We start from the raw sequence: 14,646 nt of genomic DNA on the forward strand, positions 1-14,646 counted from the left end.
TCCGTACCTTTGCACGAATTTTTTTAACAAGCTATCCGCAGAATATCATGAGCGCAAAGTATGCAGAGTTTTCGGGGTTAAACTTACCAGCTATAGAGCAAGAAATTTTGGCCAAGTGGAAGGCCGAATCTGCTTTTGAAAAAAGTATTGATTTAAGAGAAGGCAAAAAGCCCTTTGTGTTTTTTGAAGGACCTCCAAGTGCTAATGGGATGCCTGGTATTCACCACGTTATTTCAAGAACATTGAAAGACATGGTATGCCGTTATAAAACCATGCAAGGGTTTCAAGTGAAAAGAAAGGGTGGATGGGATACCCATGGTTTGCCTGTGGAATTAGGAGTAGAAAAAGAATTGGGTATCACTAAAGAAGATATTGGTAAAAAAATTTCGATTGAAGACTATAACCAAAAATGTAGAGAAGCGGTTTTAAGATATAAAAAAGAGTGGGATGATATTACCACAAAAATGGGTTATTGGGTAGACTTAGAAAAGCCCTATGTTACTTTTGAAAACGACTATATTGAAACACTTTGGTGGATATTAAGTACTCTTTACAAAAAAGGATATCTTTACGAAAGTGTCAGCATTCAACCCTATTCGCCAGCTGCTGGAACAGGATTAAGTTCACATGAACTCAATCAGCCCGGTACTTATAAAGACGTAAAAGATACTTCTGCAGTTGCTATGTTTAAAGCAACACAAGCTTCTTTAGACAATTGCCAATGGTATGCAGGGGTTGATCAAAGCTTACTGATTAGCAAAGAAGTTTTCTTAATGGCTTGGACTACCACGCCATGGACCCTCCCTTCTAACTTAGGCTTAACAGTAGGCCCCAACATTGACTATGTATTAGTTAAAACATTTAATCCATACACCTATCTACCAGTAAATGTGATTTTAGCCAAAGCTTTACTGGGTAAGCATTTCAAGCCAGAAGGCGAGAATGCTTCCTTTGAAGAATTTAATGAAAAAACCAAGTTATTGCCTTGGACTATTTTGGCCAGTTTCAAAGGGGCTGAAATAGAGGGAATGGAGTACGAGCAATTATTGCCTTATGAATCCAATTCTTTAGCAGCTATTTTAGCAATTACTCCAGATGCAAAACCATTTCGAGTAATTAGCGGAGACTTTGTTACCACCGAAGATGGTACGGGTATTGTGCATACAGCGCCTGCATTTGGTGCGGACGACTATAAAGTGGGTAAGAAGTTTAATATTGGTATTCTTACTATGGTAGACCGAGAAGGAAAATTTGTTGATGGATTAGGTCCATTTAGCAATCGGTTTGTAAAAAATTATAAAGATGATTCTGCTTATGAAGATGTAAACGTAGATATCTGCGTTCATTTGAAGAAAGCCAATCGTGCATTTAAAGTAGAAAAATATGAACACAGTTATCCGCATTGTTGGAGAACCGATAAGCCCATTTTATACTATCCCTTAGATGCTTGGTTTATTAAAACTACTGCCGTTAAAGATAGAATGGTTGAACTCAATAAAACCATCAATTGGAAACCCAAATCTACCGGTGAAGGCAGATTTGGTAACTGGTTAGAAAATATGGTAGACTGGAATTTAAGTAGGAGCCGTTATTGGGGAACGCCTTTACCAGTTTGGAGAACAGAAGATGGGGCTGAAGAAGTTTGTATTGGTTCTATTGCTGAATTGAATGAGGGTATTCTCAGAGCCAATGAAGTATTGGGCGATGAGATTAATAAAAATTATTTGCATGGGGGCATTTTAGATTTACATAAACCTTTTGTAGACGACATTATTTTGGTGAGCCCTTCGGGTAAACCAATGACCCGAGTACCTGATTTGATTGACGTTTGGTTTGATAGTGGAGCCATGCCTTATGCGCAATGGCATTATCCATTTGAGAATAAAGATTTAATTGATAAAGGAGAAGCTTTTCCTGCTGATTTTATAGCAGAAGGGGTAGATCAAACCCGCGGTTGGTTTTATACCCTCCATGCATTGGGCGTAATGCTTTTTGATAGTGTAGCGTATAAAGCCGTGGTGAGTAATGGGTTGGTTTTAGACAAGAATGGTAATAAAATGAGTAAGCGCCTTGGCAATGTCGTGAATCCATTTGAAACCATTGAACAATATGGTGCAGATGCAACCAGATGGTATTTAATTACCAATGCTTCACCATGGGATAACCTGAAATTTGATATGGCAGGTATTCAAGAAGTACAGCGCAAATTTTTTGGTACTTTATATAACACCTACCAATTCTTTACGCTGTATGCAAATGTAGATGGCTTTGCTTATAAAGAGGCTCCAATCCCGCTAGAGCAAAGACCTGAAATTGATCGTTGGATTTTATCTTCTTTAAATACCTTGATAAAGCAAGTAACCAATTACATGAACGACTTTGAGCCAACATTGGCAGGTCGTGCAGTAGAGTCATTTGTAGATGCTCAACTAAGCAATTGGTATGTTCGCTTATGTAGAAGACGTTTTTGGAAAGGAGAATATGAAGCTGATAAAATTAGTGCATATCAAACTTTATATGAATGTTTAGAAACAGTAGTACGTTTAATTGCACCCATTTCTCCATTCTTTAGTGATGCGGTTTTTGCTAATTTGAATGCTGTTACTGGTCGCTTTGATGTTGCTTCGGTTCATCATGCCGATTATCCTATTTGTAATGAATCAATGATAGATCCATTATTAGAAGAACGGATGCAATTGGCGCAAGAATCCTGCTCATTGGTTTTATCATTGCGCAAGAAAATGAATATTAAAGTTCGTCAGCCATTGCAAAAGGTGATGATCCCTGTTTTGGATATTCAAATGAAAGAGCAGTTGGAGAAAATGGAAGCTTTAATTAAAGCTGAAGTGAATGTGAAAGAGATTGAATACATAACTGCAACGCAAGGCATCATAAGCAAAAAAATAAAAGCCAACTTTAAAACTTTGGGGGCCAAATTAGGTGCTTCAATGAAAGAAGCTGCTTCCGTTATTGCAGGCTTTTCTCAAGATCAGATTGCTGCTTTAGAAGGGGCTGGCAATATTGCACTTTCTTTAACTGCCGGCCAATTTATGATTGAATTGGTAGATGTAGAAATAACGGCAGAAGATATTCCAGGCTGGAGCGTAGCATCAAAAGGGAAATTGACTGTTGCGCTCGATATTACACTCTCTGATGAGTTAAAACAAGAGGGAGATGCAAGAGAATTTGTAAATCGGGTACAAAATATTAGAAAAGAGTCGGGATTTGAATTAACAGACCGTATATTCGTAGAGTTACCCGAAGGTACCCCCCTTAGGCCTTCTATTGTTAAATTTAACGACTATATTTGCCGCGAAATATTGGCAGATGCCATTGAATGGGTACCAGATCTTGTGTCTGGGACACCTATAGAAGTAAATGACATTGCATTAACCGTGGTTGTAAACAAAAAAGGATAAGACCTATGGCTACAAAAAAACCAGCCCCCAAAGCAACTCCCAAAAAAGCTGTAAAGGCGGCTCCAGCCAAAGCTGCAGCAAAACCTGCTGTGAAGGCACCAGCTAAGCCTGCTGCAAAAGCACCAGCAAAACCTGCTGCAAAGTCAGCTGCTAAAGCACCAGCAAAACCAGCTGCTAAAGCTCCTGCAAAGCCTGCTCCAAAGGCGCCTGCTGCAAAAGCTCCTGCAAAGCCAGTGGTAAAGGCACCAGCTAAGCCTGCTGCAAAAGCACCAGCAAAGCCAGTTACTCCAGCAAAGCCAGCAGCTAAACCAGCGGCCAAAGCCCCTGCAAAACCTGCCGAAAAGCCTGCAGTGAAAGCGCCGCCAGTTGCCGCAAAGCCTGTTGCACCAGCACCGGCCCCTGCAAAACCAGCCGCTCCCGCAAAGCCAGTGGTTAAAGCTCCACCTGCACCTCCTGTAAAACCAGTAAAAAAAGTGCCAGGTCCTATAAAAGACGTGAAAGTACCTAAAATCAATACCAAGTCGAGTGTTACCTATAGCCCAGGCTATACCCCATTAGAAAAAAGAGTAGAAGCCCCTAAACCACAGGGGCCATTGGTAAAATACAATGACACCGACTTAGCCGAATTTAGAGAGCTAATCAATAAAAAATTAGAAGCTGCTAAAAAGGAATTAGCTTATTTACAAGGCTTAATTACCCGTAAAGACGAAATGGGTGGTGACAACGACGATGCTCGTTACATGACCATGGAAGACGGAACAATGAGCATGGAAAAAGAACAGTTAAGTCAAATGGCTAGTCGTCAAATCACCTATATTGACCATTTAGAAAAAGCCATCATGCGTATTGAAAATAAAACTTATGGTATCTGTAGAGTTACTGGACGTTTAATTGATAAAGCAAGATTGCGTGCAGTACCTCATGCTACATTAAGTTTAGAAGCTAAATTAGGACTAGTAAAACCTAATCAAGATTAATCAGTTATCCCAAACCAACAAATACGGCCCCGAATTATTTCGGGGCTTTTTATTTTACTTCTTGCATGTCTACCAATTTTTTGTAGATACCACCTTGAGCCAGTAAATCATCATGGGTTCCTCTTTCTGCAATTTCTCCTTTTTGTAATACAATAATTTCATCAGCATGTCTAATGGTACTTAACCGATGTGCAATCACAATCGAGGTTCTGTTTTGCATCATATTATTAATGGCGTCTTGTACCAGTCTTTCACTTTCTGTATCTAATGAGGAAGTAGCTTCATCTAAAATAAGGATGGGTGGGTTTTTTAAAACGGCTCTTGCAATAGTAACTCTTTGTCTTTCCCCTCCACTTAGTTTGCCACCACGATCGCCAATATTAGTATTAAAACCTTCTTCTTTTTTGTGAATAAAATCCAATGCATTGGCCACTTTAGCAGCATGCTCAATAGCTTGGTCATTTACATTGTCAATCCCTAATGCTATATTCCCGGCAATAGTGTCATTAAATAATATAGGCTCTTGGGTAACGATTCCCATCATACTTCTAATGCTATGTAAAGTGTAGGCTTTAATATTTATACCATCAATTAAAATCTCACCACTGGTTACATCATGAAATCTTGGTACTAAGTCGGCCAAGCTACTTTTACCTGCTCCAGATGAACCTACCAAGGCAATCGTTTTACCTTTTTGAATGGTGAGGTTGATATTTTTTAAAATTGGCGTGTCGTTGTAAGAGAAGCCAACATTTTTAAACTCAATCGAATGCTCAAAATTGGTCAATGTTTTTGCATCAGGCAAATCAGTTACAGTAATAGGCGCTTGCAAGATTTCCTCAATACGCTGTATAGCTGCACTTCCTCTTTGCGCGTTGTAAAATGCAGTTGATAAAGATTTTGCAGGGTTGATGATTTGAGTAAAAATGACGATATAATTGATAAAGCCAGTTGCTTCTAACCCTGCTTCATTGTTCAACACCAATCTTCCACCAAACCATAAAATGCAACTTAATACCATTACTCCCATGAATTCAGACATGGGCGAAGCCAGGTCTTTTCTGAAATTCATTTTATTACGAATATGGTTCAAGTTATTATTGGTGCTAAAAAATCGGTTGCGTAATATTTTTTCAGCATTAAATGCTTTGATAACCCTTAATCCACCCAAGGTTTCATCTAGAATGCTCATTAGCGTCCCCAATTCTTCTGCTGATGCAGTAGATTGTTTTTTAAGCGAACGACTGATTCTCCCTATTAAAAAACCAGTTAATGGGAGTAATACTAGTAGAAAAACAGATAGAACTGGGCTGATGTAAACCAATACGCCAAGGATAATTAAGATATTTAATGGGTCTCTGATCAAGCCTTCTAATGTGCTCATTACACTCCATTCCACTTCATTTGCGTCATTGCTCATCCTACTGATAATGTCTCCTTTTTTTTGCTCGGTAAAAAAGCCGATTGGAAGCTGGAGAATCTTTGCATACAAATCAGACCTTAATTTAGTCATCACATAATTACGCATAGGAGCTAGTACCCTAAAAGATAAATAAGTAAATGCATTCTTAAAAAAAATGGATACAATAATGATTATACAAATTGCGCCTAATGCATATACCTCCCCTTTTTCTTGGATAAGTATACTTAAATAATATTTTAAGTGGGCTAAAATTGCATCGGCCCCATCGGTAGTAAAACTCAAGGTAGGTTTACTAGTAATTAATTTTTCTTTGGCAAATAACAACCCAAGAAACGGGGCCAACATTACCAATGAAATCAAAGAAAATACAATAGATAAAAGGTTGAAAACAACGTATAATACAATGTTTTTTTGTTGACTACGCAGGTAAAATAAGATTCGCTCAAAACGCTTCATACAGGAATAAATGGTGAAACAAGGCAAAGTAACTAATTTTACACCCATAAACCTTGATATTATGGAGGAAGGAAAAAGACAGCGGCAGGTAGCCGGCGCATTACAGGAGCAATTCAACGATATATTCAGAAGATTAAACCTTTCTATGATTGATGGTGGGATGGTTTCTATTGCTAGTGTTAAAGTAACACCAGACCTATTAGAGGCAAGGGTTTACCTGAGTTTATTTCAAGTAAAAGACCCAGTTGCTGTGATGAAAAAAATCGAATCTAAAGCTTGGGAAATTAAAAAAGAGTTGGCCGACAAAATGAAGCACCAACTAAGAAGAATACCTGTGATTCATTTTTACAACGACGATACTTTAGACTATGTTTTTAAAATGGAGGAAGTATTCAAGAAAATAAATGAAAAAGGCGAATGAATCTGCTCTTTGCCTGGCGCTATTTTCGCTCTAAAAAAACCACCAATGCAATCAATATTATTGCATGGATAGCCATCACTGCCATTGCAGTTGGTACGGCATCTTTAATTATTATTTTAAGTGTATTCAATGGATTTGAAGACTTAGTAAAAGGTTTGTACGGAGATTTTTATCCTGCTTATAAAGTGGTTCCTATTAAAGGAAAAACTTTTGATATAAGCACAGTGCAAGCCAAACAATTGAAAGAGTTAAAAGAAATCAAAGCCTTTAGTTATGTAGCAGAGGAAAAAGCACTTTTAACGGGAGCCTATCAAACGATTGTAACTATAAAAGGCGTTGAGAAGAACTACGGCCAAGTAAATCCTATACAGAAATATATTCGTAGGGGTAGCTTTGAATTGGGTAATGCCAGTATTCCTGGAATCGTTATGGGTGGGGGGATTGAGAACGCTGCTGGTATTAATACCGAAAAGGTATTAGAAGCAGCTACACTGTATTTCCCTAATCGAAATGGGAACTTACTAACTGGAGATGGTTTGAATTCTTTTTCTGTTATACCAACTGGAGCATTTATTGTACAGCAAGAGTTTGACAATAAATATGCCTTCACTAATCTAGCATTTGTACAGTATATGTTGGGGTTAAAAACCAATGAGTATAGCGCTATTGAAATTAATGCAAAAGAGAATAATAACAACCTGGTAAAGCAATTACAAACGATTTTAGGCAACCAGGTTCAGGTGCAAACTAGGTACCAACAAAATGCTTCTTTGTATTCGGTGATGCAATTAGAAAAATGGGTTATTTATGGAATACTTTCTTTGATATTAGTAGTAGCTGCATTTAATATGATTGGTGCATTGAGTATGTTGGTTTTAGAAAAGCAAAAGGATATTGCAGTACTCCGTGCATTGGGTGCAACTAGTAATAGAATTAGGACTATTTTCTTGTTAGAAGGGTTGTTGTTGGCAGCAATTGGAGCAGGAGTGGGGATTGTTTTGGGTGGTGGAATATGTTGGGCCCAAGAGCAGTTTCATTTAATTAAATTGGGAGGGTCTACGTTTATCATTGATTATTATCCAGTAAAAATATTGGCGCTCGATTTTATATTGGTTTTACTAACAGTTACCGCTATATCCTTTACTGCTGCTTGGGTTACTGCACAAAAAACAAGTGCGCAACCTTTTGAGCTGCGCACGTAAAAATTTAAAAACCTATATGGTTGATATTTTAATAATCTCCTAAAGTTTCTGGTAACTGAGCCAAAGCTTTAGCCAATTGCTCATCACTAGGTGCGATTCCGTGCCATTCGTGGCTGCCTTCCATAAAGTCTACCCCTTTACCCATTTCTGTTTTCATTAAAATACAAATAGGCTTGCCATTTCCAGTCATAGATTTAGCCTTATCTAGTACGGCTACTACATTATCCATATCGTTTCCATCCATGTCTAGCACAGTCCAATCAAATGATTCAAACTTGCTGCGCAAATTTCCTAAAGACAATACTTTGCTGGTAGGCCCGTCAATTTGCTGACCGTTTAAGTCTACGATACTGATTAGGTTATCTACCTTATTGTGAGAAGCAAACATCACAGCCTCCCAAATTTGTCCTTCTTGTAATTCTCCGTCACCATGTAAGGAAAAAACCAAATGAGGGTCTTGATTTAATTTCTTGGTAAGTGCAGCTCCTACAGCTACGCTCAACCCCTGCCCTAATGATCCACTGGCAATTCTTACTCCAGGTAAATGTTCGTGGGTAGTTGGATGCCCTTGTAAACGCGTATTAATTTTTCTAAAACTAGCTAATTCTTTTACTTCAAAATAGCCCGCACGAGCTAAAACAGAATAGAGTAAAGGGGAAATATGTCCATTCGACAAAAAGAATAAGTCTTCTTGTTTCCCATCCATGCTAAAATTCACATCATGCTTCATGATATGAAAATAAAGTGCCGTTACTACATCAGTACATCCCAAAGATCCACCAGGATGGCCACTTTGAACACCATGCACCATTCGCACGATATCTCTTCTTACTTGGGTTGCCGTGCTTTTTAAATCAGCTATACTTGCCATAACAAATTTGGTAATTTACGGCGAAGATAAAAGCATTTGGGGCATATTTGACCTATTTTGCTTTAAACTTGTTCAACAAGTATGGATTGATTTATTAAATTTGCCGGACTTAAATTTGAATTATGTCTGAAGAATTAGGAATGATCATTGATGATGCGACCGATACTATGAAAAAAGCTATCCACCATCTGGAGGTAGAACTAGTTAAAATTAGAGCGGGAAAAGCTAATCCCAATATGTTAGACGGAATCAATGTAGATTACTATGGAGCACCTACTCCAATTGCGCAGGTTGCTAATATTACTGTGTTAGATGCTAGAACCATCAGTATTCAGCCATGGGAAAAAAATATGTTGGCATTGATTGAACGTTCAATCATGGCTGCTAATATTGGTATTACTCCACAAAATGATGGCGTCCAAATCAGGCTATTTATGCCTCCATTAACTGAAGAAAGAAGAAGAGAGTTGGTAAAAAAAGCCAGTGGTGAGGGGGAACAAGCCAAAATCGCCATCCGTAATATTAGGAGAGATGCTATTGAAGATGTGAAAAAATTACAAAAAGAGGGTTTAAGCGAAGACGCCGCAAAAGATGCAGAAAAAGAAATTCAAGAATTAACAGATAAACATATTGCCTTGGTAGAAAAACATTTAGCTGCCAAAGAAAAGGAAATGATGACCGTTTAATTATCTTTTGTTAGCTAAATAAACGCCCACTAAGATAATTCCACAGCAGGAAACCTGAATAAGGTTTACCTGCTCTCCTCCCCAAATACCCCATCCAATTGCAACAAAGGGTATACCGTAGGTAACCATTGATGCGAATAATGCCCCCGCCCTTTTAACCAGCATATAGAACAATACAGATGCAACCGCTGTGCCAAATATGCCAAGTATGGCAGAAGCCCCAATAGAAAGTAGGTAGGCGTCTTCGGTTAATGGTAATGCAAAAAAACCTGTGAAGTATAGAATGATTATACAAGGTATTAATAGGAAAACAAAGGCCATGGAAGCAATTTCTAATGAGCCTATACCTTGCATATGCTTACCTACCATATTCACATTAATGCCATATAATAAAGTAGCCAATAAAACCAACAACGAATAGGAGAAATATTCTAAGCTGATGTTGGAGCCAGCTGCTACTAATAAAGACAATCCAATAAAACCTACAATGATTCCAATTAATTGTAATTTTTTTACTTGTAATTGAAAGAAAGAAATGCCTGTAAGAATTACAAAAAGCGGGGTAAGCGCATTCATAATTCCAGCAAGTGCACTGTCAATTTTGGTTTCAGCGATGCAAAATAAATAGGCAGGGAAAAAGCTACCTAATAGGCCTGATAAAACAACTACCCCTCTTTTTTCTTTAGGAATATTTTTTAAGGCTTTTAGTGCAAATGGCAACAGTACCAAGCCAGCACTAATAATACGGATAGAAGCGACTTGATAGGGTGTTAAGACATTCATTCCTCCCTTCATTAAGATGAAAGAACTGCCCCAAATAATGCAGAGTAAACTAAAAATGAGCCAATTCAATACTTGTTTTTGCACGGTCAAATTTTATCAAAGATGAAGTATTTACGCTTCTAAATCAATACATTTAAGTAAACACTGAATTATGCAAACAGTTCGCTTAAGCAAAATAAGTACGAGAGCTCCAAAAGCATTCAACAAAGAAAAAACAAAGACAAAAACTGCTTTGATTTTGAAAGAACTCACCGAATTACAAAATTTATTGTACGCAGAATCAAAGCACTCTTTACTGATTGTGATACAAGGAATGGATGCAAGTGGGAAAGATGGATTAATCAGGGATGTTTTTGGCGTAATGAATCCGCAAGGAGTACAAGTAGAATCATTTAAAGCACCTACATCTAAGGAGTTGTCCCATGATTTTTTATGGAGAATACATATGCATGCGCCTTCTAAAGGCATGATTCAAGTATTTAATCGCTCTCATTACGAAGATATATTAATTACAAGGGTACACAAATGGTGCGACGATACTTTGGCCATTAAAAGAATGAAAGCCATAAATGATTTTGAAGAAATGTTGGAAATACATAACAATACACATGTACTGAAATTTTACTTGCATATTAGTCCTGAAGAGCAAAATGAAAGATTGTTGGAAAGGTTAGAAGATAAAACCAAGCAATGGAAATATAATGAGCAAGACTTAGCAGAAGCCAAACTTTGGGAACAATATATGAATGCCTATGAAGATTGTTTTAATCGGTGTAATAAAGTGCCTTGGCATATCATACCTTCTGATCAAAACTGGTATAAAGAATATTTAGTTGCTAATACAATTCTTACTACATTAAAAAAAATGAAAATGCGTTTTCCAGGTTTGAAGAAATAACTATATTTCAGTAATAAAAATATTTTTATGGGAATGATTAAAGAATTCAAAGAGTTTGCCGTTAGGGGCAACTTAGTAGATACCGCTGTTGCATTTGTAATGGGGGTTTCATTTGGAAAAATTGTAACCTCTTTTGTAGATGGCATCATTATGCCATTAGTGGGTATGCTAACTGGCGGAGTAGATTTTAATGATAAAAAATGGGTGTTACAAAAATCAGTTGAAGCAGTGAAAGATGCTTCTGGCAATGTAGTAACACCTGCTATTACAGAAGTATCTGTCAAATACGGAGAGTTTATGACTAACTTAATTGACTTTATAATAGTGGCGTTTGCCGTTTTTATGGTTATAAAGGCTTTGAATAAATTAAAAAAAGCAGAAGTACCTGCAACACCTGCAACACCTCCAGGTCCAAGTGATACAGAAAAACTCCTTGCTGAAATAAGGGATTCTTTGAAAAAAGTAAATTAACGTATTTGGTGGATAACTATTCTTGAAACAGGGCTAAAATAGGCCCTGTTTTCTTTTCTTTGTAAAAATCTGAAACGTGAGTACTGTAAACTATCAAATTAAACTAGATCAGTTTGAAGGCCCTTTTGACCTTTTATTGTTCTTCATAGAAAGAGATGAGCTAGATATTTATAATATCCCTATTACTAAAATTATCAATGACTTTTTAGATTTTATTCATGGCTCAGAAAAGTTGAATATAGAATTAAGTTCAGAGTTCATCTTGTTTGTATCTACTTTAATGCGCATTAAAGCGAGATTATTATTGCCACGGAAAGAGATAGATGCATCTGGTAATGAAATTGATCCCCGCCAAGAATTGATTGATAAAATTTTAGAATATAAGAAATTTAAGGAAGCTGCTGTTCAAATGGCTGAAATGGAAGCTATGCGGATGTTAATGGTTAAAAGAGGGAATCTTCAAAAAGAAATTGCTTCTATTGGTGAGGAAGCTTCTGAAGGAACTGAAATACAGAATATTACTTTATTCAAGCTAATGAAAGCGTTTGAAAAAGTAATGCAACGGGTACACGATAGACAAAACAAACCTGTTCATACCGTAGTTCGCTACAATTATACCATGGAAGGTAGTAGAGATTATATGCTTGATTTTGTAGGAAGAGAAAAGACGGTTGCTTTTGAAAAGGTTTTTGAAATTTGTGAAGACCGGATTCATGCCATATTCTTATTCTTATCAATATTAGAATTGTCGCAGCAGAAATACATGAAATTATTAGTTGGTCAGGGTATGAATAATTTCATTGTTGAATGGAATGAAAACAGAGAAGCAGACATTGCTGATGAGGGTTTAACTGACGAAGAAAGAACAGAACAAGACGGAAGTTTTGAATAAAAAAAGGCTGTTGAAAAACAGCCTTTTTTTATGTGATATGCAACAATAATTTAAATGCTTATTGTAAAATATTACTTGTTGTTTGTACAGATGACAGCATTAAAACTCGTACCGCGTCTGCAATACCTTCTGCATCATAAGCACATTCTCTATGCAGTTCCTTTAGCGTACCATGTTCTACCAGTCTGTCGGGGATACCTAAAATTTTCACATCAGCTTTGTAGCCATTCGTGTTCATGAATTCTAATATTGCGGATCCAAATCCACCTAGAACTGTACCATCTTCCACAGTTACTATTTTAGAATAATTGCTAAAAACTTCGTGAAGTAATTCCTCATCAATTGGTTTAACAAAACGGATATCGTAATGAGCGGGGTCAATGCCTTCTGTTCTTAAATTACGTATGGCTGTTTGTGCAAAATTACCAGGATGTCCAAAACTTAGAATGGCCACTTCTTTTCCGTCTTTTAATTTACGTCCTTTCCCAATTGTAATGGCTTCAAATGGTGTTCTCCATTCTGGCATAACACCTTCCCCTCTTGGATAACGTATCACCATAGGGTACTGTGTTTCATCTAATTGTGCGGTGTACATTAAGTTGCGTAATTCTTTTTCATTCATGGGAGCTGCAACAATTAAATTAGGAATACAACGCATGAATGAAATATCATAACAACCGTGATGTGTTGGACCATCTTCACCCACTAATCCAGCACGATCCAAACAGAATACCACAGGCAGTTTTTGTAATGCAACATCATGTACGACTTGGTCGTAGGCACGTTGCATGAATGATGAGTAAATATTACAGAATACCCTTAATCCTTGCGTGGCCATACCTGCGCTTACTGTAACAGCATGTTGCTCGCAAATGCCTACATCAAATGCACGATTGGGCATTTTCTCCATCATGAATTTAAGTGAAGACCCGCTAGGCATTGCCGGTGTTACACCCATTATTTTGGGGTTGGTTTCTGCTAATTCAATCATGGTATGTCCAAAAACATCTTGATATTTAGGGGGCTGTGGAATATCTATTTTCTTTTTGAAAATTTCTCCAGTTGTTTTGTCGAACAAGCCGGGTGCATGCCACTTGGTTTGGTCTTTCTCTGCAAGTTCATATCCCTTCCCTTTGGTGGTAATAATATGCAATAATTTAGGACCAGGTATTTCTCTTAGGTCTTTTAAAGTGTCCACCAGCTTGGTAATATTGTGCCCATCAATTGGTCCAAAATAGCGCAGCTTTAATGCTTCAAATAAATTGCTGCTTTTGTTTACAACGCCTTTGATGCTGGCTTCCATTTTTGAAGCCATTTCTCTGCTGAAATTTTTCCCCACAGGTAGTTTGCCCATTAGGTTCCATATTTCATCTCTTACTTTATTGTAAGTGGGAGAAGTGCTGATATCAGTTAAATATTCTTTTAAAGCACCAACATTGGGGTCGATGCTCATACAGTTATCGTTCAAAATAATGAGCACATCACTGTCGGCAACACCTGCATGGTTCATGGCTTCAAAAGCCATACCCGCCGTCATAGATCCATCCCCAATAATGGCAACAGATTTTCTGTTTTCTCCTTTGTGCTTGGCGGCAATGGCCATTCCTAGTGCTGCTGAAATAGAGGTTGATGAGTGTCCAACACCAAAAGTATCATATTCACTTTCAGAACGTTTGGGGAAACCGCTTAATCCTTTGTACTTACGATTAGTAGGAAAATTATCTCTTCTGCCTGTTAATATTTTATGTCCATAAGCCTGATGACCTACATCCCAAACCAATTGATCATAAGGCGTATTGTAGATATAATGTAATGCTACGGACAGCTCTACAACGCCCAAACTAGCTGCAAAATGTCCGCCATGCACGCTTACTACATCTATGATATATTGTCTTAATTCGTCGCAAATCTGGTGTAACTGTGCTCTGCTGAGTTTTTTAAGGTCTTCAGGGCTATTGATATTTTTGAGTAAAGGGCCGGGAACAAACTCCATGTACAAAGTATTTTAAGTAGTAAAAATACAATAACATCCGATAAAAAGGAAGGTTCATCCTTCAACTACATTAATTTAAGCCAACCAGAAGCTGAATTTGCCTTTAATCCAATTTGTTCCTTTTCAGGCACTTAGCTATATTTAGCTTTGTAAG

12 protein-coding genes are annotated in these 14,646 nt (G+C 37.5%); 8 read left to right on the plus strand and 4 right to left on the minus strand.

Annotated elements, in window-relative coordinates; genetic code table 11:
* The first annotated feature begins 47 nt into the window (after positions 1 to 47).
* The gene (gene ileS / locus ACTIEI_RS06305) at positions 48 to 3,419 is read left to right on the plus strand and encodes an isoleucine--tRNA ligase (protein WP_439505436.1); all 3,372 of its coding nucleotides are present in this window, start codon (positions 48 to 50) and stop codon (positions 3,417 to 3,419) included.
* A 5-nt stretch (positions 3,420 to 3,424) separates the two neighbouring features.
* On the plus strand, positions 3,425 to 4,396 hold the full coding sequence (locus tag ACTIEI_RS06310) for a TraR/DksA family transcriptional regulator (protein ID WP_439505437.1): 972 nt from the start codon (positions 3,425 to 3,427) through the stop codon (positions 4,394 to 4,396).
* A 49-nt stretch (positions 4,397 to 4,445) separates the two neighbouring features.
* On the opposite strand, the gene ACTIEI_RS06315 is transcribed toward ACTIEI_RS06310, so the two are convergent.
* The gene (locus tag ACTIEI_RS06315; protein WP_439505438.1) at positions 4,446 to 6,323 is read right to left on the minus strand and encodes an ABC transporter ATP-binding protein; all 1,878 of its coding nucleotides are present in this window, start codon (positions 6,321 to 6,323) and stop codon (positions 4,446 to 4,448) included.
* 13 nt (positions 6,324 to 6,336) lie between these two features.
* On the opposite strand from ACTIEI_RS06315, the gene rbfA reads away from it, so the two are divergent.
* Positions 6,337 to 6,696 (plus strand): 30S ribosome-binding factor RbfA, encoded by a 360-nt coding sequence (gene rbfA, locus ACTIEI_RS06320; protein WP_439505439.1) that lies wholly within the window; start codon positions 6,337 to 6,339, stop codon positions 6,694 to 6,696.
* Positions 6,693 to 7,898: an FtsX-like permease family protein gene (locus ACTIEI_RS06325; RefSeq protein ID WP_439505440.1), complete on the plus strand. Its 1,206-nt coding sequence runs from the start codon at positions 6,693 to 6,695 to the stop codon at positions 7,896 to 7,898. The genes rbfA and ACTIEI_RS06325 overlap by 4 nt, the downstream gene beginning before the upstream one ends.
* 28 nt (positions 7,899 to 7,926) lie before the next feature.
* Here the strand turns inward: ACTIEI_RS06325 and ACTIEI_RS06330 are convergent, their stop codons facing one another.
* A complete protein-coding gene (locus ACTIEI_RS06330) occupies positions 7,927 to 8,769 on the minus strand; it encodes a transketolase (protein ID WP_439505441.1) in 843 nt (280 codons plus the stop codon).
* Positions 8,770 to 8,891: 122 nt separating this feature from the next.
* On the opposite strand from ACTIEI_RS06330, the gene frr reads away from it, so the two are divergent.
* Positions 8,892 to 9,455, plus strand: coding sequence for a ribosome recycling factor (frr, locus tag ACTIEI_RS06335; protein ID WP_439505442.1), 564 nt, complete (start codon positions 8,892 to 8,894; stop codon positions 9,453 to 9,455).
* Here frr and ACTIEI_RS06340 read toward each other — a convergent pair whose 3' ends face one another.
* On the minus strand, positions 9,456 to 10,322 hold the full coding sequence (locus ACTIEI_RS06340) for a DMT family transporter (protein WP_439505443.1): 867 nt from the start codon (positions 10,320 to 10,322) through the stop codon (positions 9,456 to 9,458). It lies immediately after the preceding gene.
* A gap of 67 nt (positions 10,323 to 10,389) precedes the next feature.
* Here ACTIEI_RS06340 and ACTIEI_RS06345 point away from each other — a divergent pair, with 67 nt between their 5' ends.
* The 3 genes from ACTIEI_RS06345 to ACTIEI_RS06355 all read left to right on the plus strand — a co-directional run bounded on the left by ACTIEI_RS06345 (position 10,390) and on the right by ACTIEI_RS06355 (position 12,499).
* Positions 10,390 to 11,136 (plus strand): PPK2 family polyphosphate kinase, encoded by a 747-nt coding sequence (locus tag ACTIEI_RS06345; protein ID WP_439505444.1) that lies wholly within the window; start codon positions 10,390 to 10,392, stop codon positions 11,134 to 11,136.
* Positions 11,137 to 11,163: 27 nt separating this feature from the next.
* Positions 11,164 to 11,607, plus strand: coding sequence for a large-conductance mechanosensitive channel protein MscL (gene mscL / locus ACTIEI_RS06350; protein ID WP_439505445.1), 444 nt, complete (start codon positions 11,164 to 11,166; stop codon positions 11,605 to 11,607).
* A 76-nt stretch (positions 11,608 to 11,683) separates the two neighbouring features.
* Entirely contained in the window at positions 11,684 to 12,499 is an 816-nt protein-coding gene (locus ACTIEI_RS06355) for a segregation and condensation protein A (protein ID WP_439505446.1), read from the plus strand.
* A 58-nt stretch (positions 12,500 to 12,557) separates the two neighbouring features.
* On the opposite strand, the gene dxs is transcribed toward ACTIEI_RS06355, so the two are convergent.
* Complete coding sequence (gene dxs, locus ACTIEI_RS06360; protein WP_439505447.1) at positions 12,558 to 14,492, minus strand: 1-deoxy-D-xylulose-5-phosphate synthase; 1,935 nt, start codon at positions 14,490 to 14,492, stop codon at positions 12,558 to 12,560.
* Positions 14,493 to 14,646: the final 154 nt, after the last annotated feature.

It is taken from the genome of Sediminibacterium sp., assembly GCF_051860225.1.
GTDB lineage: Bacteria > Bacteroidota > Bacteroidia > Chitinophagales > Chitinophagaceae > Sediminibacterium.